The organism is Lysobacterales bacterium, assembly GCA_019634735.1.
Classification (GTDB): Bacteria; Pseudomonadota; Gammaproteobacteria; order Xanthomonadales; family UBA2363; genus Pseudofulvimonas.
Genome location: JAHCAT010000023.1, coordinates 1 through 24,295 on the forward strand (window position 1 = coordinate 1; position 24,295 = coordinate 24,295).

Consider the following 24,295-nt stretch of genomic DNA (forward strand, 5'->3'; position numbering starts at 1 on the left):
CCCGGGGTGGCGTGCACCGCCTCCTCGATGGCACCGCGGATCGCCGCCTCGTCGTCGGCGCCCGGGCGGCCCAGCACCCAGGGCGTGACCTTGTCCTTGTGGCCGGGATGGCCGATGCCGACGCGCAGGCGATGGAAGCGGCCGTGGCCCAGTTGCCCCAGGATGTCGCGCAGGCCGTTCTGCCCGCCATGGCCGCCGTCGAACTTCAGGCGCACGCTGCCGGCCGTCAGGTCGAGCTCGTCATGGGCGACCAGGGCCTCTTCCGGCGGGATCTTGTAGTAGTTGAGCAGGGCCACCAGCGCGCGGCCGCTGTGGTTCATGAAGGTGGTCGGCCGCGCCAGCCAGACCGGCTGGCCGGCGATCACCGCCTTGCCCAACTCGGCCTGCAGGCGCGCGTCGCGTCCCAGCCGCACTCCGTGGCGCTCCGCGAGGGCGTCCAGGAACCAGGCCCCGGCGTTGTGCCGCGTGCGCGCGTACTCGGCGCCGGGGTTGCCCAGCCCGACGATCAGTCTCAGTCCAGCCATGGCGCAAGTATCGCGGGCGCGGCGATTGGCCGCCATCCCCGCCGCGCGCCGTCCGATCCCCTCGCTACCTGTGCCCCGGCGCCAGGATCGACTGGGAAGCTCGCCAGGCAAGGCGACCAGGGGGCTGACCAGGGCAGTCCGTTCTCCGGCACGACGCGGTGGGCCCGATCACGCCTTGCCGGCCTGGCCCTCGCCTTCGGACGGCTCGACCTGGTCCCGGACCTCACGGGCGGTGAGCTCTGCACGGCCGCGGTCCCTGTCGGGCTTCAGCGCTGGAATCTCCGCACCGTCCAGCCACATGGCGTTGCCTTGGGAATCATGGATCGGCAGTCGACTTTCCACGCTTCGCCGCGGCGATCGCTTCCGCGTGCGGGGGCGAAATGCCGATGAGCGACGACACGGCAGGTCGGGGCCGCTGTCCGCGCTGCGCCAGCGCATGCGTCGGCATCGGGCAGGCCGGTGCGCACAACGGGACGTAGCACACGCAAACTGGCGTTACTTAATTATTTACGTATATTTTTTCTGTTTTATGTTGTATGTCACAAAAAACCCGGATCGGCATCACTAGCCTCAATGCGTGGCATCGGTAGTGAGCGCGAGGATCGTGCAGGTGTCCGAGGCGGCGCAATTCCATCCGGCCGCCGCGGATGCTCATCGAACAGCCTGGAATGGCGCCGTCGCCCGGTGACCACGTCACCTCGAAAACCAGGGAGTCCAACCATGCCTATCAATGATCGAAGCAAGCCCAGAGCCTCGCTGCTCCTGTCGCTGGCCGTGCTGACCACCGGCGGACTGACCGCGACCCCGGCGCTCGCGCAGAACTTCGAAACGCACTATGGCGAGACGTCGACGCTGGACATTGGCGAGGACATCAAGGCCGTGCGCTATTGCCCCGGCGGCGGTTCGATCGTCGCCGGCACCCGGCGCGTGCCCGGGTTCGGCAGCGAAGCACTGGTCACCCGCGTCGCCGACAACGGCCTGGCGATCTGGCAGTTCGCCTACCGGCCCGGCGGCGGCAATGCGACAACGGCACAGGCGATCACCGAGATCCGCTTTCCGCGCGGCTTCGCGATCACCGGCGCCATGCTGCGCGGGTCCACGCTGTACCCGTACGTGATGCGCCTGGAATGCAACGGTCAGCCGCGCTGGGCGCGCATGCTCGACAACACCGACCCCAGCCATCGAGCCGCAGGTCATGATCTCGTGGAGGTCTACGATCCAGCCGGCCAGGGCGAACTGGTCATGGTCGGCGACGAGATCAGCCCCACCCCCGCCGGCAACCAGTTCGGGCGCATTGCGCGCCTGGATGGCAATGGCAATGTCCTGTGGAACCATGCGTACGCGGCCAACAACTACCCGCTCGGCCTGCGCTTCCATGCCGTCTCCGGCAACCGCAGCGCCACGTCGGTCCTCGACGACCTGGTCGTCGGCGGCGCCATCGGCGCCGGCAACACCTGGGACTTCGACCGGCGGGCGCTGCTGTTCCGCGTCGACAGCAGCGGCATGCCCATCTGCAACGCCTTCATGGGGTTGCCCGGGCCGGAAAACGAGGAGTTCCGCGGCATCACTCGGCAGGACAGCCCGGCGCACCTGGGCGGCTCGGTCCTGGTGGGATCGCGCAGCGATCCGCTGGCGATCGATTCCGAGCGCGTGTACATGGTCCGCTTCGAACGTGGCTTCTGTCTGCCGCTGCGGCAGGCGAGCTGGCGCGACGCCAACTTCGCAGCGGGCGGCCACGACCTCATCGAGACCACCGCCAATCCGGCGGCCCTGCCCGGCGCCATCGCTGCCACCGGCAGCATCCGCGGCAGCACCCCGAACGGCAACGGCTTCGTCCTGCTGGCGCATCCGGCCGGCCTGTTTCCGGTGTTCGGCTCGATCCAGTTCGGCAACACCGGGCCCCGGGCGGAGACGCTGGTCGCGCTGGACCAGAAGCAGGACAGGTTCGTCCTGGCCGGCAGCACACGCAGCGACTGGGCCGGTGCCGGCGATCCGTTGGACTTCTACATGGTGCAGACCACGACTGGCATGCGTACCACCTGCGCGGTGCCCTGGCAGCCCCTGTGGCAGCCGGAGCAACTGCCGTACGAGCGCTTCGAGCCTGCGGTCAAGCGCATCCCGTTCGACGCCCCCGTTCAGGTGCAGGTCCTGCCGGCGCACGATATGGGCTATTGCTGCCCGCTCGATCCAGGCTGAGCGTCGGAGCCGGGCGCAGCCTTGACCGGCTGCGTCGGGCACGATTGATCCGCGTGCCCGCCAGGGGTGGCGACCGGACAACGCAAAACGGGCTGCCCCAGGCAGCCCGTTCTGCGGTGCGACGCGATGGAACGATCAGGCCTTGCCGGCCTCGCCCTCGCCATCGGTCGGCTCGACCTCTTCCTGGACCTCGCGGGCGGTGACCACGGCGTGGTCGTGCTCCTTGCCCAGCTTCAGCTCGGGGATCTCCACGCCGTCCGGCAGCTTGATGTCGGACAGGTGGATGATGTCGCCGGTCTTCAGCTCGCCCAGGTCGACCTCGATGAACTCCGGCAGGTTGCGCGGCAGGCAGGAGACCTCGATCTCGTTCATCGCGTGCGACACCACCACGCCCGAGGCCTTGCCGGCCGGCGAGGTGTCCTCGTTGAGGAAGTGGATCGGCACGCGCACGCGGATCGCCTGGTTGAGATCCACGCGCTGGAAGTCCAGGTGCAGGATCTGCTGCTTGAACGGATGCCGCTGCATGTCGCGCAGCAGGACCGGCTGGACATCGCCATCCAGGCTGAGGTCGAGAATGGCCGAATAGAACCATTCGTTCTGGGACATCAGCCAGACGGTGTTGTGGTCGATCTCGATCGACTTCGGACCCAGTTCGCCGCCGTAGACGATGGCGGGCACCTTGCCGGCGTGCCGGAGACGGCGGCTCGCACCCTTCCCTCCGGTCTCGCGCAGCTGCACTTCGATGGTATGACTCTGTGACATGGTTGTTGCCTCGGTTTGATGGTGCCTTCCGGCACCGGTTGCCCCCGCCGCGACCAGCGGGGGTGCTTGCCAGGCAGCCGGCGTGATGCGCCGGCTGCCGTCAATCCACGTAGAGCGAGCTGACCGACTGCCCGAACGCGATGCGCCGTACCGTCTCCGCGAGCAGCTCGGCGACGCTGAGCTGGCGTATCCGCGAGCAGGCGGCGGCGCGCGGGCTGAGCGGGATGGTGTCTGTGACCACCAGCTCGTCGAGCACCGACCCCTCGATGTTGTCGATCGCGGCGCCGGACAGCACCGGGTGGGTGCAGTAGGCGATCACGCGCTTGGCGCCACGCTCCTTGAGCGCCCTCGCGGCGGCGCACAGGGTGCCCGCGGTGTCGACGATGTCGTCGACCAGCACGCACAGCCTGCCTTCGACGTCGCCGATGATGTTCATCACCGTCGACTCGTTCGGCCGCGGCCGGCGCTTGTCGATGATCGCCAGCTCGGCGTCGTCCAGGCGCTTGGCGATCGCCCGGGCGCGGACCACGCCGCCGACGTCCGGCGACACCACGATCAGCTGGTCGCTGCCCTGCTGCCGCCAGATGTCGGCGAGCAGCACTGGCGAGGCATAGACGTTGTCGACCGGCACCTCGAAGAACCCCTGGATCTGGTCGGCGTGCAGGTCGACGGTCAGCACGCGGTCGGTGCCGACCACGCCGATCATCTTGGCCGCCACCTTGGCGGTGATCGGCACCCGCGCCGAGCGCGGCCGGCGGTCCTGGCGGGCGTAGCCGAAGTACGGCATCACCGCGGTGACCGAGGCCGCCGAGGCCCGCTTGAGGGCGTCGACGATGGCCAGCAGCTCCATGAAATGGTCGGCGGTGGGCGCGCAGGTCGGCTGCACCACGAACACCTCCTGGCGGCGGACGTTCTCCTCGATCTCGACCTGCACCTCGCCATCGGAAAACGTGCCGACCAGGGCCTTGCCCATGGGAATGCCGAGGTCCTGGCAGATCGCATCGGCGAGCGGCCGGTTGGCGCTGCCGGAGAAGATGAGGATGCCGTCGGTGTTCATCTGCGCTGCCTGCCTGATTTCGACCGCGGCAGGACCATCCTGCCGACCACCTGGATCTGTCGCGCGCAACGCGCGGTCCGCTGCCTGCGCAGCGGCCGGCCGATCCCGGGCCGGCTGGCTTGCCGTTCTGGCTGGGGCGGAAGGACTCGAACCTTCGAATGCGGGAATCAAAATCCCGTGCCTTACCAGCTTGGCGACGCCCCAATTCTGGGCGAAAGGCCGGGCATCCTGCCCGGCTTTCGCCTCGCGGACGCGGGCAAAGCCCGCGCCTCGCTCGCGCTCCGGCCCGCTCTCGCGGGCCTACGCGGGCGGCACATCCTTGTGCCGCTGATCCCGCATTTCTGCGAGACGCTTTCCGGCGAGAGACCGGGCATCCTGCCCGGCTCTCGCCTCGCGGCGCGGGCAAAGCCCGCACTCGCTCGCGCTCCGGCGCTTTCGCGCCTCGCGGGCGGCACATCCCTGTGCCGCATTTCTGGCGAGAAACCGGGCATCCTGCCCGGCTCTCGCCTCGCGGACGCGGGCCAAGCCCGCGCCTCGCTCGCGCTCCGGCGCTTTCGCGCCTCGCGGGCGGCACATCCTTGTGCCGCTGATCCCGCACTTCTGCGAGACGATCTCTGGCGAGAGACCGGGCATCCTGACCGGCTCTCGCCTCGCGGCGCGGGCAAAGCCCGCACTCGCTCGCGCTCCGGCGCTTTCGCGCCTCGCGGGCGGCACATCCCTGTGCCGCTGATCCCGCATTTCTGCGAGACGATCTCTGGCGAGAGACCGGGCTTCCTGCCCAGCTTTCGCCTTGCGGAGGAGGACTCAGCCCTCGACCGCGGAATCGGCTTCCGGCGCGATGCCCAGCGCCTGGTGCAGGGGCGAGACCGCCACGCCCTTCACCGCCCAGGCGGGCCAGGGGCTCGCCGCAGCCGCGTTGCGTGCGGCGATCTCGTCGGGCATCGGCGCGAACACCGCGCTGCCGCTGCCGGTCATCCGTGCCTGGCCGCGCATGGACAGCCACGCCAGCGCATCGCCGATCACCGGGCACAGGCGCACGGCGACAGGCTGGAGATCGTTGCGGGTAGGCGCGGTGACGAGGGCCGACATTGTCAAGGGCGGGGTGTTCCTTGTCAATTCAGGCGCTTGGAAAACCTCGCCGGTGGCCAGGCCGACACCCGGCCAGACCACCGTGAACCAGTCGCCCGCCAGGGCCATGGGTTCGATCGCTTCGCCGACGCCGCCGGCCAGGCCGCTGCGGCCGTGCACGAACACCGGCACGTCGGCGCCCAGGGTGAGACCCAGCGTCGCCAGGCGCTCCAGTCCCAGCCCCAGCCCCCACAGGTGGTCCAGCCCGAGCAGCACGGTGGCGGCGTCCGAGCTGCCGCCGCCCAGGCCGGCGCCGGCCGGAATCCGCTTCTCGACCCGCAGGTCGACGCCCTGGCGGCCGCCGACCAGCTCACGCAGGGCCTGCGCCGCGCGCACCGCCAAGTCGTTGTCCTCCGGCAGTCCCGGCACGCCACCAGCGCGCACGATGCGGTCATCCGCGCGCCGGCGCAGCACGATCCGGTCGCCCCAGTCGAGCAACTGAAACAGTGTCTGCAGGGTGTGATAACCGTCCGGACGGCGCCCGGTGACGTGCAGGAACAGGTTCAGCTTGGCGGGTGCCGGCAGGACCAGCGCCGCGGCGGACTCAGTCACGTGCGACCGCCCAGTCCTGCACGTTCAGGCGGACGCTGTGGCTGCCCTGCCTGGCCTGGATGCGCGTCGGCCAGGCGCCGTCGTCCAGCCAGCCACGGTACTCCACCTGCCAGCCGGCCTGGACCAGCAATTGCACTCGGCCACGGTCATCGCGTTGCAGGCGCTCGATCGGGGCATCCGCGCCGGGCAGGCCGCGCACCCAGTCGACCAGGGCGCGTACCGGAAGGTGCCAGCCGAGCACGTCGTGCAGGAGGGTCTGGGCATCGTGACCGCGGCGTGGGCCGCCTTCGCCGCCATGGAGCACCGCGCCGCGCGCGTCGCCGACCAGTCGCCAGGTGCGCTGGCTGACCGGCTGCCGAAGCTCCACCTCGAAGGCCTCGCCGCGCTGCAGCCAGAGGAAACCGGCGCTGCCGCCCTCGCGACCGTCGCTGACCGCCAGCCGGCCGCTGACCCGGAAGGCATCCACGGCATCGGGGGCAATGCCGGCAACCGGCATCCAACCCTCGCCGGAACGGCGCGGCGTCTGCGCGCAACCGGCGATCGCCAGGCAGGTCACGGCCGCGACAGCCAGGCGCCAGCACGACGTCATGGGTCGAGCCGCCGGATGGTCGACTGCAATGTGCGGTTGTCGGCGTCCAACCCGGCGGAAATGCGCCAGATCTCGCGCGCCTCCTCGCGTCGATCCAGTTGCCACAGGACTTCGCCCAGATGGGCGCCGATCTCGGCGTCCTGCTGGCCCTCCCAGGCCAGCTGCAGGTAGTACAGCGCCTCCTCGTTGCGTCCCAGGCGGTACAGCACCCAGCCCATGCTGTCGATGGTGGCGACATCGTCGGGGTTGTGCAGCAGCGCGCGCTCGATCAGCGACAGCGCCTCCTCGTGGCGATCCGTGCGGTCGGTGAGGGTGTAGCCGTAAGCGTTCAGGAAGACCGGATTGTCCGGCTCGATCTCGGTCAGGGTTCGGAAGTCCTCCAGCGCCGCCTCGACCAGGTCGTTGCGCTCGCGCATCAGGCCGCGCGCGTAGCGCAGCCGGGTGTCGTCCGGCAGCGCCGCCACGCCGCCGTCGAGCGCGGCCAGGGCGCGCGCGGGATCGCCGGCGCGCTCGAGCAGCTCCGATTCCAGCAGCCAGCTTCCGGCGAATGCCTCATCGCCGGGATCGAGGCGGTCGCGCTGGGCCGCCAGCCTGGCCAGCGCCTCGTCGAGGCGACCGAGCTGCTGCTCGAGCACGGCGATGCGCTGGTCGGCGCGCAAGGCCAGCTCGGCATCGTCGTCGGCCTCGACCGCCTGGTAGTCGGCCAGCGCCGCCTCACGCCAGCGCAGCACGGCGGCATCGACGCCTTCGGTCTCGCGGGCGGCGGCCAGCGCTTCGGCCAGGCCGCCCATCAGCAGGCGACGCTGCGCCGGGACCGGCGCCGGCAACGCCGCGAGCAAGCCGTGCACGCGCTCCACCTCGGCGTAGTCGTCCGCCTCGACCGCCCAGGAGGCGCGCAACGCCAGGGTGTCGTCGTCCTGGGACAGTGCCGCCAGGATCGCCAGGGCGCCGTCGGCATCGTCGAGTTCGGTCTTCAGCAGCACCGCCTGGGCACGGCGGGTCTGGAGATCATCGGGCTGCGCGGCGACCGCCTGTGCGAGAACCGCACGGGCTTCGTCCGGGCGACCCGCCGCAGCCGCCAACCGGGCCCGCCAGAAAAACAGCTCCGCGGCATCTGGCACCTTCGCGCTGCCCTGTGCGGCGATCGACTCGGCCAGGTCGTTGCGCTCCAGCCTCAAGGCGAGCTGGCTGAGTCCGATGTAGACGCCGCGGTCGGCAGGCAAGGACGGATGCCCGACCAGGCGCTGAAGGACCTGCACGGACAGCGCCCGGTCCGGTGCCGCCTCCAGAGCGGCGGCAGCCATCCGGGTGGCCGGCATGCCGCCCTCCTGGATCAGTTCGACCAGGTGGTCCGTGGCCCGATCGCCCTGGCCTTGCCCCAGCGCAAGCACCGCCTGGGCCTGGCGGAATTCCGCGGTATTGCGCAGGCCCAGCTCGCCCCAGCGCGCCAGTGCCAGCGCGGCGTCGTCCCAGCGCTGCGCCGACAGGTTGATGCGGGTCGCGCGGCGCGCCACCTGGACGTCGCCGCTGCGCTGTGCCGCAGCCAGATAGGCGCGCGCTGCGGCATCCAGGTTCTCCTCTCGCAGCGCGAACTCGGCGACCAGCAGATGCTCCAGCGGCAGGGCGTCCAGCGCCTGCTCGGGAATCGCCAGGCGGGCCATGGCATCGCCGGGCCTGCCGCCGGATCCGTCGTCGGACGCCACCGGCCGGCTGGCGCAGCCGCCCAGTCCGACCAGGGCGGCCAGGCACAGCAGGGACAAGAGGACTCGGGGCCTGGACATCGGGTGCTTGATCCTTTGCTTGAAGCAGACGGTCATCGCCCGCACAATCGCATTCTGCCAAAGCCAGCCGTCCCCGGTCTGCGCGACGCACGCGCCCCCGGCCGTCACCGGCCCGGCGGCCGTGCCCGGCCGGCGCCGCCCGGCGTGCCAGGGCCTTCCCGCCCCGGCCGCCTGGCGCTGCGCCGCCGGACCCGGACGCGTCCGCGCGGTCGGCGGGTGCGCACCAGTTCCCGGGCCTTCCCCGCCAACGGGCCGCAGCCGTCGCCACGCCTTCCATGAGCCTGATCGTCCTGGGCATCAACCACGAGACCGCGCCGATCGCCTGGCGCGAGCGGGTGGCGTTCAGCGAGGAGGCCGCGCGCGCGGCGCTGCCGGCGCTGACCGCCCTTCCCGGTGTGTCGGAGGCCGCCCTGGTCAACACCTGCAACCGCACCGAGCTGATCGCCGCGGTCGAACCCGGCCACGAGGGCGGTCTGGTCGACTGGCTGCACGGCCACCAGCGGCTGACCGCGGGCAGCCTGGATCCCTACCTGTACCGGCACCTCGACGTCGACGCGGTGCGCCACCTGTTCCGGGTCGCCTGCGGCCTGGACTCCATGGTGCTGGGCGAACCGCAGATCCTCGGCCAACTCAAGGACGCATGGCGGCTGGCGCACCAGGCCGGCAGCCTGGGCACCACCCTGGAACGCCTGTTCCAGAGCGGTTTCACCGTGGCCAAGCGGGTCCGCACCGAGACCGCGATCGGCCGCCATCCGGTGTCGGTGGCCTATTGCGCGGTGCGCCTGGCGCAGGAGTCGTTCGCCGACCTGGCCGGCGCCACCGTGTTGGTGATCGGTGCCGGCGAGACCATCGCCCTGGCCCTGCGGCACCTGGAGGAAGCCGGCGCCGGCCGCCTGATGGTGGCCAACCGCACCCTGGCCAACGCGCAGGCACTGGCGCATCGCCACGGCGCCTTCGCGCTGGCCCTGGACGAGCTGGACCGGCACCTGCACGAAGCCGACATCGTGCTGAGCGCAACCGGCGCGCAGGTGCCGGTGCTGACCCGCCCCCAGATCCAGGCCGCCCTTAGGGCGCGACGGCGCAAGCCGATGTTCCTGCTTGACCTCGCCGTGCCGCGCGACATCGACCCGGCCTGTGCCGAGCTGGAGGACGCCTACCTCTACGCCGTCGACGACCTGCGCCGCATCATCGAGCGCAACCTCGACCAGCGTCGCGCCAGCGCGCACGAGGCCCAGGCGCTGGTCGACCTCCATACCGAATCGTTCATGGCCTGGTGGCGCGCCCGCGGCAATACCGGGCCGCTGCGCCGGCTGCGCGCACTCGGCGAGCAGGCGCGCGCCCAGGCGCTGGCCAAGGCGCACGCCGAGCTGGCCGCGGGCCGGCCGGCCACGGAAGTGCTGGACCTGCTCGCCCACACCCTGACCAACCGCCTGCTCCACCCCCCCACCGCCCGCCTGCGCGAGGCCGCCGAGCAGGGCGACCTGGGCTTGCTGGAGGCCGCCGAACGGCTGTTCCCGGAGGAGCCGCAGGCATGATCGGCACCCGCATGCTCGACCGCCTGGAACGCCTGGCGCAGCGCCACGAGGAAGTCGGCCTGCTGCTGGCCCAGCCCGAGGTCGCCGGCGACGGCCAGCGCTTCGCCGAGCTCTCGCGCGAGTACGCGCGCCTGCAGCCGGTCACCGATGCCCTGGCGGCGCACCGGCGCAACAGCGTCGAACTGGAAGCCGCCCGCGGCATGCTCGGCGACGCCGACCTGCGCGAGATGGCGCGCGAGGAGATCGGCCGTCTGGAGGTCGAGGCGCAGGCCCTGCAGGAGGCGCTGCAACTGGCCCTGGTGCCGCCCGACCCGCGCGACCACGCCAATGTCTTCCTGGAAGTGCGTGCCGGCACCGGCGGCGACGAGGCCGCCCTGTTCGCCGGCGACCTGCTGCGCATGTACCTGCGCTACGCCGAACGCCGCGGCTGGCGCGTAGAACTGCTAAGCGAGAGCCCCGGCGAGCACGGCGGCTACAAGGAGGCGGTGGCGCGCATCGAGGGGGAATCGGTGTTCGCGCGCCTGAAGTTCGAGTCCGGCACGCATCGCGTGCAGCGGGTGCCGGCCACCGAGTCGCAGGGCCGGATCCATACCTCGGCGGCCACCGTCGCCATCCTGCCCGAACAGGACGAGGTCGCCCAGGTGCAGCTCGATCCCGCCGACCTGAAGATCGACACCTTCCGCGCCTCCGGCGCTGGCGGCCAGCACGTCAACAAGACCGACTCGGCGATCCGCATCACCCACCTGCCCAGCGGCATGGTGGTCGAGTGCCAGGACGAGCGCAGCCAGCACAAGAACCGCGCCCGCGCATTGGCCCTGCTGGCGGCTCGCCTGACCGACGCCGAGCGCGGCCGGCAGGAGCAGGCGCAGGCCGACAGCCGGCGCCTGCAGGTGGGATCGGGCGACCGCAGCCAGCGCATCCGCACCTACAACTTCCCGCAGGGCCGGCTCACCGACCATCGCATCAACCTGACCCTGTACGCGCTCGACGAGATCATCGCCGGCGACCTCGACCCGGTGGTCGACGCGCTCGCCCGCGAGCACCAGGCCGACGAACTCAAGGCCCTGGGCGACGGCGGCTGAGCGCCCCGGGCCGCGCCCGCCGCGTTGCCCGGCGGGCGCGGTTGCCCATCGATGCAGCCAATGCAGGACGACCCTCGGGCCGGGTGTGGCGTCCGCCTGGCCCCGCTGTCCCGCTGCCGGTGTGGCAGCAGACATCACGTAACGGAGTCGCCGGCATGTCCATACGTCCTTCCTGCCTGCTCGCCGCCACCCTGGGTGTCCTGGCGGGCACGGCCGCCGCAGCCTCGATGAGCCCGGAGAAACTGCGCCTGTGCGTCGGCCTGGAAATCGACCGCGAAGCGATCGACCGGATCCGCAGCGAACAGACGCGTGGGCTCGACGCCGCAGAACGCCGCCTGGAGGCCTCCTCCCGCCGCCTGGAGGAGCGCCGCGCTGGCCTGGACCGCAGCGATGCCGAGGCGGTCGACCGCTTCAACCAGGCCGTCGCCGAACACAACCGGCTGCACGACGACGTCGACGTGCGCCTCGCCGCGCTGGATGCCAGCGTGCCCAGGCAGAACGAACTGGTGCAGCGCTACAACAGCCAGTGCCTGGCGGAAACCGTCAGCGAACGCGCCTGGCAGACCGAGAAGTACCGCCAGCAGCAGGCGCGACGCGCTGCCGGCCAAGACGATTGACTCCGCGGCGACCCGGCGGACGCGACGACGCGACGATCAGTCCATGTCGCTGACTGCGCGCACCTCGACCGCGCCGTCGGCCATGCCGGGCATGCGGCGCGCCCATTCGAGGGCGGCCTGCAGGTCCGGCACATCGATCAGGTAGTAACCGCCGAACTGCTCCCTGGCCTCCGCGAAAGGACCATCGGTGACTTCCGCGCCTTCGGGTCCGAAGCGCACCGTGCGCGCGCCACTCGATGGCTTGAGTTCGGCCCCGCCAAGCAGGGCGCCAGCCGCCGCCAGCGCCTGCCCAAAATCGGCGTGCGCCGCATAGACGGCCGCCGTCTCGCCCGGGCTCATCCGCGCCCAGACCGATTCGTCGCCGTAGATCATCAGCAGGTACTTCATGGAGGTCTCCGCAGTCCGGTACGCCGGACATCCCTGGTCGACCCGCGGGCGGCGGGATCGACAGTCACCCACGCCCGGCAGAAGCGCCGGCCTTGCGCAGCGCCGCACGCGCCGGGCAAGCTGCCGGCATGGAACCTGCGCCCGAACCCCTCGACGTCCGCCGCGCCGAACTCGACGACCTCGACGAGGTGGTGCCGCTGTTCGATGCCTACCGCATGTTCTACCGGCAGCCGTCCCAGCCGGCGGCCTGCCGCGGCTTTCTGGAAGCGCGGCTGGCCCGCGGCGAGTCGGTGCTGCTGCTGGCCCGCCGCGCCGGAGCGGCGCTGGGCTTCGTGCAACTGTACCCGGTGTTCTCCTCGGTGCGGCTGCGTCCGGCGTTCCTGCTGAACGACCTCTATGTCGATCCCGCCGCGCGCGGCACCGGCGTCGTCGATGCCCTGCTGCGCGCCGCCACCGCGCATGCCAGCCAGGCCGGTGCCGCCTTCCTGCTGCTGGAGACCGGCGACGACAATGCCCGCGCCCAGTCGGTCTACACCCGCGACGGCTGGCAGCGCATCGACCCGGCCAGCCGCTTCTACCTCAAGGAACTGGCGTGAGCGCAGCGGCACCGGCGCAGGCCGTCGACCGCGCCCTCGACCTGGCCGAACGCGGCGAGGCCGGTGAGGCGCTGCGCCAGCTGGGCGAGCTGGCCAGGCGTCATCCCGACGATCCGGCGCCGCCGCGGCTGGCCGGCGCCCTGGCCCTGCGCGCCGGCGATCTCGCCGCCGCCCGCGCCTTCCTCGAGAGCGCACTGGCGCGTGCGCCGGGCGCACCCGACGTGCTGTCCACCCTGGCCGCACTGGCGCGCCGGGAGGGCGACGAGGCCAGCGCGGAAGCCCTGCTCCGCCAGGCGCTCGCCGCCGATCCGGAACACGTCCCCAGCCTCAACAATCTGGCCGGTCTGCTGTTCGCGCAGCAGCGACCGGCGCTGGCCGAGCCGCTGCTGCGCACCGCGCTGAGTCGGATTCCCGGACATGCCCCGGCGCGCAGCAATCTGGCCGCCTGTCTGCTGGCCCTCGACCGCGGCACCGAGGCCCTGGCCCAGGCCGACCAGGCGGTGCGCGCGGCGCCCGGCTACGCGCCAGCCTGGCAGGTGCTGGGCCAGGTCCAGCTCGCCCGCGGCGAGTTCGAGCTGGCGCAATCCGCCCTGGAGCGTGCCCTGGCGCTGGGCGCCGATGGCCCCGACACGCACTACGCCCTGGCCCAGGCGCTCGACGAGCAGGGCCATTGGCCGCAGGCGCTGGCGGCCGCCGAACGCGCCCTGGCGCAGGACCCGGACCTTGCGCCGGCGCTGAGCCTGGCCCAGTACCTGGCGCGTCGCCTGTGCCGCCACGAGGCGCTGGCGGCACGCCATGCGCGGCTGCTGGCGCTGCTCGACCATGGCGCCGAAGGCATTGCGCCGTTCGCCTTCCTCAGCGAGGAGGCCGGACCCGACGCCCAGCGCCGCGCCGCCGGACTGGCCGCCGCCGCGGTGGCGCGCCGGGTCGAGGCGATCGACGGCAGCGCCGTCGCGCCGGCCGCGGTCGGTGGCGCCGACGGACCGCTGCGGGTCGGGTTCGTGTCCTCGGGCTTCGGCCAGCACCCGACCGCCCTGCTGGTCGTGGAGATGCTCGAGCACCTGCACCGGCACCCGGGCATCGAGACGATCGGCTTCGCCACCACCCCCGACGACGGCGGACCGCTGCGGCGGCGCCTGGCGAGCGCCTTCCACGGCCTGCACGACCTCAGCGGCCTGGCCAACCCGGTGATGGCGCAGCGCCTGGCCGCGCAGCGCCTGGACGTCCTGGTCGACCTGCGCGGCTGGGGCGGCGGCAGCGTCGCCGACGTGCTGGCGAGGCGACCGGCGCCGCTGCAGGTCAACTGGCTGGCCTACCCCGGCACCTCCGGCGCGCCCTGGATCGACTGGCTGATCGCCGACCGCTTCGTGCTGCCCGACCAGGAGCGCGGACACTACAGCGAGGCGGTGCTGCGTCTGCCGCACTGCTTCCAGCCCTCGGACAGCACCCGCCTGGTCGGCGAGCCGCCGCCGCGCGGCGCCCTGGGCCTGCCCGAGCGGGGCGTGGTGTTCGCCTGCTTCAACAACAGCTACAAGTACTCGCCGGAAAGCGTGCAGCGCTTCTGGCGGGTGCTGGCCGGCGTCCCGGATTCGGTGCTCTGGCTGCTCGCCGGCAGGCAGCCGGCGGTGGCCGACAACCTGCGCCGCGCCGCGGCCGCGGCGGGCATCGATCCGGACCGCCTGGTGTTCGCGGCCAAGCAGCCGCATGCCGCCTACCTGGCCGGCTACCGCCATGCCTGCCTGTTCCTGGACACCACGCCCTACAACGCCCACACCACGGCCTCCGATGCCCTGTGGGCCGGCTGCCCGGTGCTGACCCTGCCCGGCCGGACCTTCGCCAGCCGGGTGGCCGGCAGCCTGAACGCCTGCCTGGGCCTGGACGCCATGAATGCCGGCGACGACGACGACTTCGTGGCGCGCGCCATCGCCCTGGGCCGCGACCCCGCCCTGCTGGCGGCCATCCGCGCCGACCTGGCGCTGGCGCGCGACCGCGCGCCGCTGTTCGACATGGCCGGTTTCGCCCGCGACTTCGAACGCGCCCTGCGCGCCATGGTCGAGCGCAGCCGCGCCGGCCTGGCGCCCGCCGACCTCGACCTGGAACCGCAACCATGAGCCACGACCCGTCGTTCGAACCGCTCGCCATCGCCGTGCTGACGGTGTCCGATTCGCGCACCCTGGCGCAGGATTCCAGCGGCGACTACCTGTGCCAGGCCCTCGCCGGGGCCGGGCACCGCCTGGCCGACCGCGCCCTGCTGCCCGACGACCGCTACCGCCTGCGCGCCGCGGTCAGCGCCTGGATCGCCGACCCGGCGGTGGACGCGGTGATCGTCACCGGCGGCACCGGCTTCACCGGCCGCGACTCCACCCCCGAGGCGATCGCGCCCCTGCTGGACCGGGAGATGCCCGGCTTCGGCGAGCTGTTCCGGATGCTGTCGTTCGAGGAGATCGGCACCTCGGCCCTGCAGTCGCGGGCCCTGGCCGGCATCGCCAACGCAACCTTCGTGTTCTGCCTGCCCGGCTCGACCTCGGCCTGCCGCACTGCCTGGGAGCGCATCATCGCCGCCCAGCTCGACCGCCGCACCCGCCCCTGCAACCTGGCCGCGCTGCGTCCGCGGTTGCGCGAGTGACGGGACAGCCACCGCCTGCGGCATGATGGCGCCTGCGCCCCGCGGAGACGGCCATGGCCGGCAAGCTGAAGAAGAAGGACTACGAGTCGCGCCTGGAGGCGCTGCAGCAGGAACTGAACACCTTGCACGCCTGGATGGCGGCGACCGGCGAGCGCGTGCTGGTGATCCTGGAAGGCCGCGACACCGCCGGCAAGACCGGGGTCATCAATGCCATCACGCACCGGCTCAATCCACGCCGCACGCGGGTGGTGGCGCTGTCGAAGCCGTCCGAACGCGAGCAGGGCCAGTGGTATTTCCAGCGCCATATCGAGCACCTGCCTGCGGCCGGCGAACTCGTGCTGTTCGACCGCAGCTGGTACAACCGTGCCGGCGTCGAGGCGGTGATGGGCTTCTGCACCGAGGCCGAGCACAGACGCTTCCTGGCCGAGTGCCCGGTGTTCGAGGGCCTGCTGGCCGCCGATGGCATCCGCCTGTTCAAGTACTGGCTGACTCTCGACCAGGCCGAGCAGGAGAAGCGCCTGGCCGAACGGCTGGACGATCCGCTCAAGCGCTGGAAGCTGTCGCCGATCGACCTGGCGGCGCGCGAGCGCTACGCCGACTACGGCAAGGCGCGCGACCGCATGCTGCGCCACACCGACACCGCGCAGGCGCCCTGGTACCTGGTCGACGCCAACGACCAACGGCGCATGCGCATCGACCTGATCAGCCACCTGCTGTCGAAGCTGCCGTACCGGCCGATGCCGGTCGAGGTGCCGCCGTTCCCGCCGCTGTCGGGTCCGCCCGGTCGCGACAAGCCGAAGGTCAAGGTGCGCTGGGTGCCGTCGGCCGGGGCATGAGGCGGCGACAGTAGCGCCGAAGCTCAGCGGTCGGCGCGCCCCGTGCGCCGGTACGATCCAGGCCTGGCCCGGACGGGCCGCACGGTGCCGCCGATCGCAGCTTTACCCGGTGATGCCGACGACCTCGCCAGGCGACCCCACGAAACACCCGGATCAACGGGCGATCCGGAACGTGCCGGGCATGACCTCGTCGGTCGCCAGCGGTTGCCGCACCACGGTCTCGACGCGCGCCAGTGGCGGCCCGCGGTGGAGCCAGCGCTCCAGATCGGCCAGTGCTGCGGCCGGGCCGACGGCCAGCACTTCGACGCGACCGTCGGGCAGGTTGCGGGCCTGGCCGGAGAGGCCAAGCGCACCCGCCTGAGCGCGGGTGGCTGCCCGGAAGCCGACGCCCTGGACGCGGCCGGCGACCAGGAAGCGCGCCGCCGCTTCAGCCGCCATCGTCAGCGTGGCGCGGGCCTTCATCGACGGCGCCGTCCGCTGCACCGACCGGCGCCGGACCGCGAGCGATCACCGCCTCGATGTCGGCGCCGGTGACCGGGCCGAGGAAGGCCTCGGCGACCACGCCGGCGGGATCGAGCACATAGGTCATCGGCATCCCGCGCGGCACCGGGAAGGCCGTCGGCGGGTCGTAGACGTCGATCGGCGCGATCGGATAGCGCGCCGGATGGCGTACCAGGAAGGCCAGCAGGTCCTCGCGCTCGATCTCCTCGAAGTCCAGGCCGATCACCTCGACGTCGTCGCGGTCGGCCAGCGCCGACAGCTCCGGGATCTCCTTGATGCAGGGCGCGCACCAGGTCGCCCAGAAGTTGACCACCACCCAGCGCCCGCGCTGGTCGGCCAGGTCGAAGCGGCCATGGTCCAGCGTGTCCACCGAAAGATCGGGGCGGGTGCCGACCAGGGACTTGGCCGGTTGCGCGGCGAGCGGCGGCACCGACCCGGCCAGGAAGATCAGCACAGCCAGCAACAGGGACGTCTTCCTCATCGGGCTTCCTCGGCACGTACGGCGGCCAGATACTGTGCCACGGTCTGCGTGAGGATCGGCTCGACGGCGCTGCCAGTCTGCGCCAGCAGGCGGTCGGCGCCGTCGGGCTCGCCGCCGCGGCGGGTCAGTGGCAGGCGGTGGCCGCCGGCCTCGTAGACGTCTGCCAGGCGCACCTGCGAGAGGTCGCGGATGACGCGCCACTGACCCAGCGAGGTCCGCTCGACCACGTTCAGCCGCTCCAGGTCGGCCAGGCAGCGCAGCAGCTGCTCGTCGCTCAACCCGCCAACGCGGTCGTGCAGGGCCTCCAGGCCCAGGCCGCGACCGTGCGCATGGGCCAGCGCCAGCGCCTCGATCAGGCGCAGCACGGCGGCGAACTCGTGGCCGGTGGGCAGCTTGCGTTCCTCGGTGTGGTAGCGGAACGAGCTGAGCACCGCCGACAATGAGGCGCCCAGCAGCACGATGTTCCAGGACAGGTAGATCCAGAAAAGGAAGATCGGAAGCACCGCGAAGGCGCCATAGATGCGCTCGTAGGACGGCACGTTGGTCAGGTACATCGCGAACGCGCGCTTGCCCAGCTCGAACAGGATGGTGGCGGCCAGGGCGCCCAGCGCGGCATGGCGCCAGCGCACCTCGGTATTGGGCACGATCGCGTAACTCAGGGTCAGCGCCAGCCAGGTCACCACGCCAGGCACGAGCGCGAGCAGACGGTCGGTCAGTCCGTAGCCCCGGTCGATATCGGCGATCAGCGGCAGCGTGAACAGGTAGGTGCTCATCGCCAGACCGGTGGCGACCAGCAGCGGCCCCAGCGAAAGGATTGTCCAGTAGACGACGAAGCGCGACACCGGCCGCCGCGTCCGGGTGACCCGGAAGATGCGGTTGTACGCGTCCTCGATCGAATACATCATCAGCAGGGCGCTGAGGAACAGCGCCACCACGCCGACGCTGGTCAGCCGCGAGGCGTTGTCGGCGAACTGGCCCAGGTAAGCATCGATCGATTCGCCGGCGGCCGGCACGAAATTGGTGAACACGAACACGCGCAGGTGCTGCGACCAGCCCTCGAACACCGGAAACGCCGACAGGATGCCGAACACCGCCACGGTCAGCGGCACCAGGGCGAACACCGTGGTGTAGGACAGCGAGCCGGCGTACTGGAAGCAGTTGTCGTCCCAGAACCGGTGCCACAGGTAGCGGAAGAAGGCCTTGCCGCGGTCCAGGTCGAAGCGGCCCAGTCGCGCCGGCAGCCAGCGCCTCACGGCCTCGCCCCTGGCGGGCGGCCCGGACGGACGGACATCATCGGCGGTCGACGCGACTCGGGCACAATGGCGCCATGGCAGAGATCCTGGTGCTCTACTTTAGCCGCAGCGGGCATACCGCCGCGATGGCCCGGCGCATCGCGCGCGGCATCGAGGAGGTGGAGGGCATGCAGGCCCGCCTGCGCACGGTGCCGCCGGTGGCGGCAGTGACCCGCGTGGCGGAGCCGCCCGAGCCCGCCGATGGCGCCCCCTACGCCAGCCTGGACGACCTGCGCGCGTGCGCCGGGCTGGTGCTGGGCAGCCCGACCCGGTTCGGCACCATGGCCGCGCCGCTCAAGCATTTCCTGGACGGTACCGGCCAGGACTGGCTGGCCGGCACCCTGGTCGGCAAGCCGGCCGCCGTGTTCACCTCGACCGGCACCCTGCATGGCGGCCAGGAATCGACCCTGCTCGGCATGATGCTGCCGCTGCTGCACCACGGCGCGCTGCTGGTCGGCCTGCCGTTCACCCAGCCGGAGCTCAACACCACGCGCAGCGGCGGCACCCCCTACGGCGCCAGCCACCTGGCGGGCGTGCAGGGCGAGAACGACCTGGACGCCACCGAGGCGACGCTGTGCCGGGCGCTTGGCCGCCGTGTCGCGCATACCGCGCGACTTCTGGCCGGACCATGAGCGCGGATCTGCTCGCCAGCCCCGGGCTGGCCCGCCCGCTGGCCGTGGTGCGCGTCGGCCTGCTCGCCCTGCTGGTATTGCAGCTGGTCTGGCACGGCCTGTTGCCACCACCGCGTTCGGCGCTGGGCTGGACCGCCCTGGCGCTAACCGTGCTGCCGCTGCTGGCGGTCCTGCCCGGCGCCTGGCGCGGCCGGCCGCTGCCGCTGTTCTGGGCGAACCTGCTGGCCCTGGTGTACTTCTGCCACGGCGTCACCGAGGCCTGGACGGAACCCGCGCAGCGCGGCCTGGCCCTGCTCGAGGTCGCGCTTGCCGTCCTGGTCGTGTGCGCGTACGGCCTGCTCGGCATCCGCAGCCGTCGCGCCGCCCGTGCCGCCGGCCTGCTGCCGCCGCGCCACTGATCCGCCCTACTCTCCAGCCTGCCTCGAACCGACCATGGACCAGCTCTGCATCGTCACCACCGGCGGCACCATCGACAAGATCTACTTCGACGACAAGTCGGACTTCCAGATCGGCGATCCGCAGATCGGCCAGATCCTGCGCGACCTCGGCGTCGCGTTCCGCTTCGAGGTGATCCCGCTGCTGCGCAAGGACAGCCTGCACGTCACCCAGGCCGACCGCGAACTGCTGCGCGCGGCGATCGCCGCCCAGCCGGAGACCCATGTGCTGGTTACCCACGGCACCGACACCATGGTCGAGACCGCCGGCGTGCTGGCCGGCATCGAGGGCAAGACCATCGTCCTCACCGGCGCCCTGAACCCGGCGCTGTTCCGCGGCTCGGACGCCGTCTTCAACGTCGGCTGCGCGGTCGGCGCCGTGCAGTGCCTGCCGCCGGGCGTCTACATCGCCATGAACGGCCGCATCTGGGACCCGGCCCGGGTCCGCAAGAACCGCGAGGCCAATCGGTTCGAGGCGGTCGATTGAGGAAGGCGGGATCCGGGAATCGGGACCCGGGACCGGGGACCGGGGACCGGGGACCGGGGACTGGGGACTGGGGATTGGGGACTGGGGACTGGGGACCGGGGACCGGGGACCGGGGAGCTCGATAGCCGGGAAACTCGGGGCGGCGCATCGGTTCCTGGCGAGGGCACCCCACTTCTCCCCTCCCCCGCCTGCGGGGGAGGGGCCGGGGGAGAGGGTTGCCGCGGCCAGCGCGCCGGCTCGTCGACGTTACGCGGTCGACGCACGGTCCGCAGGCGCCGGCCGCGCGGGTCAGCGGGGTACGTGCTGGTCGAACATGATCGCGTTGCCGTCGGGGTCTTTCAGCACGATGTGCGCAGGGCCGCTGCCGTCGGGGTCGGCGCGGGTGTCGATCGCGATGCCGGCGGCATCCAACCGGGCCTGGATCTCGCGGACGTCGGTGAACTCGCCGATCGCCCGCGCCTCCTGGTCCCAACCGGGATTGAAGGTGAGGATGTTGCCCTCGAACATGCCCTGGAACAGGCCGATCACCGTCGAGCCGTTGCGCAGGATCAGCCAGCCCTGCGCGGCGTCGCCGCCCAGGGTGGAGAAGCCGAGCTTCTCGTAGAACGTCCTCGACGCCGCGAGGTCCTTCACGGCAAGGCTCACTGAAAAGGCTCCCAGGTCCACGTCGTGCTCCGGTTTTTGGGGGGATGCGCCACGTGGGCAACGGCCCTGCATCAGGCGCCCCGCTGTGGCCCGGGCGAGTGTCGACCCGGCCGACCGGCGCGTCAACGCTCGCCCGGTGCCGGCGTGGCGGTCGGCCACGCCGCGCCGTGCTCCGGCAACTGCACTCCTCATCTCCCCAGGCATCGAGGCGGCCGGTGGCCTGCCCGCCCTGGGCACGGTAGAAACCGTGCGAGCGCAGCGCCGGATCGGCGCCGGCCATCAGCCACGGGCGCCGGCAGCCCGCCTCGCGCAGGAACCCGACCGCCTCGGCGAGCAGGGCGCGGCCGATGCCGCGTCCTTCGAAGCCCGCCTGAACCGCCAGCACGCCCACCTCGCCGCTGCCGGCATCGGCAGCGCAGAAACCGACCACCTCGCCGTCGACCTCGCACAGCCAGGAGGCGAAATCCTCGCGGGCCATCGCCGCGTGCAGGCTGTCGCGCGTGATCCCGCGCGCCGCAAGGTCGGCCTCGGACAGGGCGTTCTGTCGGGTCGACGCCCACACCCGGAACAAGGCCGGCAGGTCCTCGACGCGCGCCGGCCGGAGCGTGGGATCAAGGACGGCGCGCATGGGCCCGGACGGGTCACGACCCCCCGGAGAACTGCGCGCAGGTGTGCTCATGCCGGAGGCGAACCGTCGAGCGACAGCCAGAAGCGTTCCGTACGCGGCCGCAGCCAGCGCCCGTAGTCCAGCGAGAAAAGCACCCGCTCGGCACGACCGCTCAGCTCGGCGCGCGGCACCAGCCCGTAGCTGCGGCTGTCGGCGCTGTTGTCACGGTAGTCGCCCAGCACCAGGTAGTGGTCGGCAGGCACCGTCACCGGCCCGAACCAGGCCACCGGCGCCGGACGCGGCGCCAGCCGGATGCCGTGGCGCATGGCGCCCAGGCGCTCGCGGGCCAGCACGCCGCCGTCCGCGCCCTGGCCGACCAGGTCGTAGTCGGCCGCCAGCCCGTCCACGTAGAGGCGGTTGTCGCGCAGGGCGACGGTCTCGCCGGGCAGGCCGACCACCCGCTTGATCAGCCGGGTGCCCGCAGCCGACGATTTGAACACCACGACATCGCCCCGCGCCGGCTCGCCCAGCCGCGCCAGCACGATGCCGGCCAGCGGGAGCTTGAGGTCGTAGGCGAGCCGGTTCACCAGCACGCGGTCGCCCTCGACGATGGTCGGGTGCATGGACGCACTCGGCACGTCATTGAAGTCGGCGACCGCCGCGCGCACGGTCAGCATCAGGGCGAGGAAGACGAGCAGGCCACGGTTGGCGAGCAGCAGGCGGGTCAGGCGCAGGGTCATCGGGACGCTTCCAGCGATGGGGTACCTGTGCGACACGGTGGGGCCCACAGGGTTCCGCGTATCCCAGCCCAACCCATGGCACATGCCGACGGCCATTGCGCGGTCGCCCGCATCGGGATTTCCGTACCTGGCCAGCCGTGGGGCTACCGACATTGCGTCGGCGCGCACGCCGCCAAGGCGAACGGCACCGGTAGCTCTGGCCGGCAGTCCGCGCGCCGGTTGGGGGCCAGGGACGCCGCCTCAGTTTCCGGACGTCAGGGACCCGAGGCGCGCAACCGGGAAGGCGGGCGGCGAGGCGGTGAAGCGCTCCAACACCACCTCGCCGTCGTAGCCGGTCGCCGACAGCGACTGGAAAAGTTGCAGGCCGGTTTCCGGCGCGGGTGCCGGGATCGAGCCAAGGACCTGTTCTCCACACTGCGGCGTGCAGATCCAGGCACTGCCGGCAAGGGCCCTCACATTGACGGTGAGCGACCGGTGGCTGCGGAGGTGCCAGGCCATCAGCGGCAGGTCCGGGTCGAACCGGTGACCGATCGCCCGTCGGGCATGGAGATTGCCGGTCAGCACCAGCATGGGCGGCGCCTCCGGACCGGCCAGCGCCTGTTCGATCCGGTCTGCCATGTGGCGCTCGCGATCAGCGCCTCCGACAGCGGGATCGGGTACATCGAAGGCCAGCACACCGACCGCGGCGCCGGCCCGTCGCCACCGGCGGACCTGCTCGAGCAGGTCGAGCATGGCCACGCTGCTGCGGCCGTCCTCGTACGACCAGAACGGATGGCCGGCGAGCGCGGTCGCGGCGAACTCCTCCCCGCCACCGTCCAGCCATGCGTCCAGCGCGGCCTGGTGGCTGTCCGGTATCTCCAGCGCCAAGGTCACCGGCCTGCCGCCGGCGACGCGTTCGGCCAGCACTGCGCCGACCAGGGCCGGCACCTCGGCCGTGCCGTGGATCTCGCCCAGGATCACCGGCGAGCGGCCGTCCATCAGGCCAGCGATCCGCGCGGCGACGCCGGCCGGCAGGTCGGGGTTCACGGCATCCCTGGCCCAGGGCGCGGTCGCCAGGCCGAGCAGGAATGATCCGGCCAGCGCGGCAAGCCGGCCGGACCGCCGCATGCGAGGGACAGGGATCGGCATGGAGCGGGCTCAAGGTTCGGGACTGATCAGGCAGGACTTCGCGGGTGGCGACGAAGTTCCGGCTGCAAGGTGCCCCAGGCAACCTGCCGGTCCGTGATCTACCGGCGCGTGCGTCCGCCGCCGCGGGCTGCGCGGCGACTCAGGGTGGCGCAGTCGTTCCCAGCGGCAGGCCCTGGCCTGCCCGGACCAGCGCGTCCATGCGGGCAAAGGAAAGGCCGTCGACGCGCAGGGCATCGGCTGCCCCCTCCGTCCACGCGGCCACGCTCCGTTCGAACTGCGCATACGCGACCAGGAAAGGCGCCGGTCCCGCACTCAGCCGACGCATGCCGGCCGTCTCGAGCGCCGTCCGGTCTGGCAGCCCGGGCAGCCACATCAGGTTGAGCGGTATTCCCACTGCGCCGGCGATTCCGGCGACCTCGGCGGCCAGCGACAGGCCCGGAACGAACAGCCCGTCGGCACCGGCGTCGCGATAGGCACGACCGCGACGCACGACCAGATCGACCGCGGCCTCGCCGCTGGCGAGCTGCCGCAGGCAGACATCCGTACGCGCATTGATGGACAGCGTCCGGCATGTCTCACTCGCCCGGATCGCCCGGATCTTCTCCGCCAGCAGCGACGGCTCGCCCCCGCCGTCCTCCAGATTGATGCCGGCGACGCCCATGCCGGCCAGCGTCGAAGCCAGGTCCGCGACCGCCGCCGGATCCGCGCTGAAGCCGTCCTCGATGTCGACCGACAAGGGCACGGCGATGCAGCGCAGGATCCGTGCGACCGCACCCAGCAATTCATGGCGCGGCAGCGCGCCGCCATCGGGATAGCCCAGGCTCCAGCTCAGCGAGGCACTGGAGGTCGCCACTGCCGGCGCGCCCGCTGCATCGAGAAGGCGGGCCGAAGCGGCATCCCAGGCATTGGGCAGCACCAGGGCGGTGGCCTGCTGGTGGAGCGCGTGGAAAGGCGGGGGAGCGTGCATGGGTGGAGTCTCGTTGGCAGCGGCAGGCCAGCGTAGGTTGCCGCTCGGCCGCGGTCTGGCCGTTTCCGGACATCATCGACCCCGGTGCTGCCCGTCGCCGACCGGCAGGTCCG

At 71.9% G+C, this 24,295-nt stretch carries 26 protein-coding genes, 1 tRNA gene and 1 pseudogene; 11 read left to right on the top strand and 17 right to left on the bottom strand.

What is annotated here, in order from left to right:
- Positions 1-524: aminoacyl-tRNA hydrolase (pth, locus tag KF823_16145; protein ID MBX3727433.1), on the bottom strand; the 524-nt coding region annotated here is incomplete at its 3' end.
- Positions 525-692: 168 nt separating this feature from the next.
- A complete protein-coding gene (locus tag KF823_16150; GenBank protein MBX3727434.1) occupies positions 693-866 on the bottom strand; it encodes a hypothetical protein in 174 nt (57 codons plus the stop codon).
- Between the two features lie 378 nt (positions 867-1,244).
- Here KF823_16150 and KF823_16155 point away from each other — a divergent pair, with 378 nt between their 5' ends.
- Positions 1,245-2,720: a hypothetical protein gene (locus KF823_16155; GenBank protein ID MBX3727435.1), complete on the top strand. Its 1,476-nt coding sequence runs from the start codon at positions 1,245-1,247 to the stop codon at positions 2,718-2,720.
- Between the two features lie 135 nt (positions 2,721-2,855).
- Here the strand turns inward: KF823_16155 and KF823_16160 are convergent, their stop codons facing one another.
- The 6 genes from KF823_16160 to KF823_16185 all read right to left on the bottom strand — a co-directional run bounded on the left by KF823_16160 (position 2,856) and on the right by KF823_16185 (position 8,589).
- Positions 2,856-3,482 carry a 50S ribosomal protein L25/general stress protein Ctc gene (locus KF823_16160; protein MBX3727436.1) on the bottom strand — a complete coding sequence of 209 codons (627 nt, stop codon included), beginning with the start codon at positions 3,480-3,482 and terminating at the stop codon, positions 2,856-2,858.
- Positions 3,483-3,582: 100 nt separating this feature from the next.
- Positions 3,583-4,539: a ribose-phosphate diphosphokinase gene (locus KF823_16165; protein ID MBX3727437.1), complete on the bottom strand. Its 957-nt coding sequence runs from the start codon at positions 4,537-4,539 to the stop codon at positions 3,583-3,585.
- Between the two features lie 128 nt (positions 4,540-4,667).
- Positions 4,668-4,743, bottom strand: a tRNA-Gln gene (locus tag KF823_16170).
- 600 nt (positions 4,744-5,343) lie between these two features.
- Positions 5,344-6,219 (bottom strand): 4-(cytidine 5'-diphospho)-2-C-methyl-D-erythritol kinase, encoded by an 876-nt coding sequence (gene ispE / locus KF823_16175; GenBank protein ID MBX3727438.1) that lies wholly within the window; start codon positions 6,217-6,219, stop codon positions 5,344-5,346.
- Positions 6,212-6,808, bottom strand: coding sequence for a lipoprotein insertase outer membrane protein LolB (gene lolB / locus KF823_16180; protein MBX3727439.1), 597 nt, complete (start codon positions 6,806-6,808; stop codon positions 6,212-6,214). Before lolB ends, ispE begins: the two co-directional genes overlap by 8 nt.
- A complete protein-coding gene (locus KF823_16185; protein MBX3727440.1) occupies positions 6,805-8,589 on the bottom strand; it encodes a hypothetical protein in 1,785 nt (594 codons plus the stop codon). Before KF823_16185 ends, lolB begins: the two co-directional genes overlap by 4 nt.
- 275 nt (positions 8,590-8,864) lie before the next feature.
- Between KF823_16185 and hemA the strand changes: the two genes are divergently transcribed.
- The 3 genes from hemA (at position 8,865) to KF823_16200 (ending at position 11,823) form a co-directional block, all read left to right on the top strand.
- Complete coding sequence (gene hemA, locus KF823_16190; GenBank protein MBX3727441.1) at positions 8,865-10,124, top strand: glutamyl-tRNA reductase; 1,260 nt, start codon at positions 8,865-8,867, stop codon at positions 10,122-10,124.
- A gap of 11 nt (positions 10,125-10,135) precedes the next feature.
- Positions 10,136-11,206, top strand: coding sequence for a peptide chain release factor 1 (gene prfA / locus KF823_16195; protein MBX3727442.1), 1,071 nt, complete (start codon positions 10,136-10,138; stop codon positions 11,204-11,206).
- Between the two features lie 155 nt (positions 11,207-11,361).
- Positions 11,362-11,823: a hypothetical protein gene (locus KF823_16200; protein ID MBX3727443.1), complete on the top strand. Its 462-nt coding sequence runs from the start codon at positions 11,362-11,364 to the stop codon at positions 11,821-11,823.
- Positions 11,824-11,859: 36 nt separating this feature from the next.
- Here KF823_16200 and KF823_16205 read toward each other — a convergent pair whose 3' ends face one another.
- On the bottom strand, positions 11,860-12,210 hold the full coding sequence (locus tag KF823_16205) for a YciI family protein (GenBank protein MBX3727444.1): 351 nt from the start codon (positions 12,208-12,210) through the stop codon (positions 11,860-11,862).
- Positions 12,211-12,338: 128 nt separating this feature from the next.
- Here KF823_16205 and KF823_16210 point away from each other — a divergent pair, with 128 nt between their 5' ends.
- From KF823_16210 to ppk2, 4 genes are read left to right on the top strand one after another with little or no spacing between them, the layout of a single operon-like run.
- Positions 12,339-12,806 (top strand): GNAT family N-acetyltransferase, encoded by a 468-nt coding sequence (locus KF823_16210; GenBank protein MBX3727445.1) that lies wholly within the window; start codon positions 12,339-12,341, stop codon positions 12,804-12,806.
- Complete coding sequence (locus KF823_16215; GenBank protein MBX3727446.1) at positions 12,803-14,917, top strand: tetratricopeptide repeat protein; 2,115 nt, start codon at positions 12,803-12,805, stop codon at positions 14,915-14,917. Before KF823_16210 ends, KF823_16215 begins: the two co-directional genes overlap by 4 nt.
- On the top strand, positions 14,914-15,432 hold the full coding sequence (moaB, locus tag KF823_16220; protein MBX3727447.1) for a molybdenum cofactor biosynthesis protein B: 519 nt from the start codon (positions 14,914-14,916) through the stop codon (positions 15,430-15,432). The genes KF823_16215 and moaB overlap by 4 nt, the downstream gene beginning before the upstream one ends.
- 53 nt (positions 15,433-15,485) lie before the next feature.
- Positions 15,486-16,268 carry a polyphosphate kinase 2 gene (gene ppk2 / locus KF823_16225; protein MBX3727448.1) on the top strand — a complete coding sequence of 261 codons (783 nt, stop codon included), beginning with the start codon at positions 15,486-15,488 and terminating at the stop codon, positions 16,266-16,268.
- A 153-nt stretch (positions 16,269-16,421) separates the two neighbouring features.
- Here ppk2 and KF823_16230 read toward each other — a convergent pair whose 3' ends face one another.
- From KF823_16230 to KF823_16240, 3 genes are read right to left on the bottom strand one after another with little or no spacing between them, the layout of a single operon-like run.
- Positions 16,422-16,706, bottom strand: coding sequence for an acylphosphatase (locus KF823_16230; GenBank protein MBX3727449.1), 285 nt, complete (start codon positions 16,704-16,706; stop codon positions 16,422-16,424).
- Complete coding sequence (locus tag KF823_16235; GenBank protein ID MBX3727450.1) at positions 16,696-17,250, bottom strand: TlpA family protein disulfide reductase; 555 nt, start codon at positions 17,248-17,250, stop codon at positions 16,696-16,698. Before KF823_16235 ends, KF823_16230 begins: the two co-directional genes overlap by 11 nt.
- Positions 17,247-18,503, bottom strand: coding sequence for a virulence factor BrkB family protein (locus KF823_16240; GenBank protein MBX3727451.1), 1,257 nt, complete (start codon positions 18,501-18,503; stop codon positions 17,247-17,249). The genes KF823_16235 and KF823_16240 overlap by 4 nt, the downstream gene beginning before the upstream one ends.
- A 74-nt stretch (positions 18,504-18,577) precedes the next feature.
- Here KF823_16240 and wrbA point away from each other — a divergent pair, with 74 nt between their 5' ends.
- The 3 genes from wrbA to KF823_16255 are packed head-to-tail and all read left to right on the top strand — an operon-like array spanning position 18,578 to position 20,095.
- Positions 18,578-19,174 carry an NAD(P)H:quinone oxidoreductase gene (gene wrbA, locus KF823_16245; GenBank protein ID MBX3727452.1) on the top strand — a complete coding sequence of 199 codons (597 nt, stop codon included), beginning with the start codon at positions 18,578-18,580 and terminating at the stop codon, positions 19,172-19,174.
- On the top strand, positions 19,171-19,572 hold the full coding sequence (locus KF823_16250; GenBank protein MBX3727453.1) for a DUF2069 domain-containing protein: 402 nt from the start codon (positions 19,171-19,173) through the stop codon (positions 19,570-19,572). Before wrbA ends, KF823_16250 begins: the two co-directional genes overlap by 4 nt.
- 34 nt (positions 19,573-19,606) lie before the next feature.
- Complete coding sequence (locus KF823_16255; GenBank protein ID MBX3727454.1) at positions 19,607-20,095, top strand: asparaginase; 489 nt, start codon at positions 19,607-19,609, stop codon at positions 20,093-20,095.
- A gap of 288 nt (positions 20,096-20,383) precedes the next feature.
- On the opposite strand, the gene KF823_16260 is transcribed toward KF823_16255, so the two are convergent.
- The 5 genes and pseudogenes from KF823_16260 to KF823_16280 form a co-directional block, all read right to left on the bottom strand.
- Positions 20,384-20,761: a VOC family protein gene (locus tag KF823_16260; GenBank protein ID MBX3727455.1), complete on the bottom strand. Its 378-nt coding sequence runs from the start codon at positions 20,759-20,761 to the stop codon at positions 20,384-20,386.
- Between the two features lie 184 nt (positions 20,762-20,945).
- A pseudogene (locus KF823_16265) lies at positions 20,946-21,419 on the bottom strand (GNAT family N-acetyltransferase).
- Complete coding sequence (gene lepB, locus KF823_16270) at positions 21,416-22,087, bottom strand: signal peptidase I (GenBank protein MBX3727456.1); 672 nt, start codon at positions 22,085-22,087, stop codon at positions 21,416-21,418. The pseudogene KF823_16265 and the gene lepB overlap by 4 nt, the downstream one beginning before the upstream one ends.
- Positions 22,088-22,327: 240 nt before the next feature.
- Complete coding sequence (locus KF823_16275) at positions 22,328-23,215, bottom strand: hypothetical protein (GenBank protein ID MBX3727457.1); 888 nt, start codon at positions 23,213-23,215, stop codon at positions 22,328-22,330.
- A 139-nt stretch (positions 23,216-23,354) separates the two neighbouring features.
- Positions 23,355-24,182 (bottom strand): isocitrate lyase/phosphoenolpyruvate mutase family protein, encoded by an 828-nt coding sequence (locus tag KF823_16280; GenBank protein MBX3727458.1) that lies wholly within the window; start codon positions 24,180-24,182, stop codon positions 23,355-23,357.
- Positions 24,183-24,295: the final 113 nt, after the last annotated feature.

Bases quoted from the DNA above. Each gene is read 5' to 3' on its own strand.
- KF823_16280 (MBX3727458.1), bottom strand. From the start codon at position 24,182: ATGCACGCTCCCCCGCCTTTCCACGCGCTCCACCAGCAGGCCACCGCC.
- KF823_16210 (MBX3727445.1), top strand. From the start codon at position 12,339: ATGGAACCTGCGCCCGAACCCCTCGACGTCCGCCGCGCCGAACTCGAC.
- KF823_16185 (MBX3727440.1), bottom strand. From the start codon at position 8,589: ATGTCCAGGCCCCGAGTCCTCTTGTCCCTGCTGTGCCTGGCCGCCCTG.
- KF823_16255 (MBX3727454.1), top strand. From the start codon at position 19,607: ATGGACCAGCTCTGCATCGTCACCACCGGCGGCACCATCGACAAGATC.
- KF823_16250 (MBX3727453.1), top strand. From the start codon at position 19,171: ATGAGCGCGGATCTGCTCGCCAGCCCCGGGCTGGCCCGCCCGCTGGCC.
- ppk2 (MBX3727448.1), top strand. From the start codon at position 15,486: ATGGCCGGCAAGCTGAAGAAGAAGGACTACGAGTCGCGCCTGGAGGCG.
- KF823_16160 (MBX3727436.1), bottom strand. From the start codon at position 3,482: ATGTCACAGAGTCATACCATCGAAGTGCAGCTGCGCGAGACCGGAGGG.
- KF823_16155 (MBX3727435.1), top strand. From the start codon at position 1,245: ATGCCTATCAATGATCGAAGCAAGCCCAGAGCCTCGCTGCTCCTGTCG.
- hemA (MBX3727441.1), top strand. From the start codon at position 8,865: ATGAGCCTGATCGTCCTGGGCATCAACCACGAGACCGCGCCGATCGCC.
- lepB (MBX3727456.1), bottom strand. From the start codon at position 22,087: ATGACCCTGCGCCTGACCCGCCTGCTGCTCGCCAACCGTGGCCTGCTC.
- wrbA (MBX3727452.1), top strand. From the start codon at position 18,578: ATGGCAGAGATCCTGGTGCTCTACTTTAGCCGCAGCGGGCATACCGCC.
- moaB (MBX3727447.1), top strand. From the start codon at position 14,914: ATGAGCCACGACCCGTCGTTCGAACCGCTCGCCATCGCCGTGCTGACG.
- KF823_16205 (MBX3727444.1), bottom strand. From the start codon at position 12,210: ATGAAGTACCTGCTGATGATCTACGGCGACGAATCGGTCTGGGCGCGG.
- KF823_16230 (MBX3727449.1), bottom strand. From the start codon at position 16,706: ATGGCGGCTGAAGCGGCGGCGCGCTTCCTGGTCGCCGGCCGCGTCCAG.
- prfA (MBX3727442.1), top strand. From the start codon at position 10,136: ATGCTCGACCGCCTGGAACGCCTGGCGCAGCGCCACGAGGAAGTCGGC.
- KF823_16235 (MBX3727450.1), bottom strand. From the start codon at position 17,250: ATGAGGAAGACGTCCCTGTTGCTGGCTGTGCTGATCTTCCTGGCCGGG.
- lolB (MBX3727439.1), bottom strand. From the start codon at position 6,808: ATGACGTCGTGCTGGCGCCTGGCTGTCGCGGCCGTGACCTGCCTGGCG.
- KF823_16200 (MBX3727443.1), top strand. From the start codon at position 11,362: ATGTCCATACGTCCTTCCTGCCTGCTCGCCGCCACCCTGGGTGTCCTG.
- KF823_16275 (MBX3727457.1), bottom strand. From the start codon at position 23,215: ATGCCGATCCCTGTCCCTCGCATGCGGCGGTCCGGCCGGCTTGCCGCG.
- KF823_16165 (MBX3727437.1), bottom strand. From the start codon at position 4,539: ATGAACACCGACGGCATCCTCATCTTCTCCGGCAGCGCCAACCGGCCG.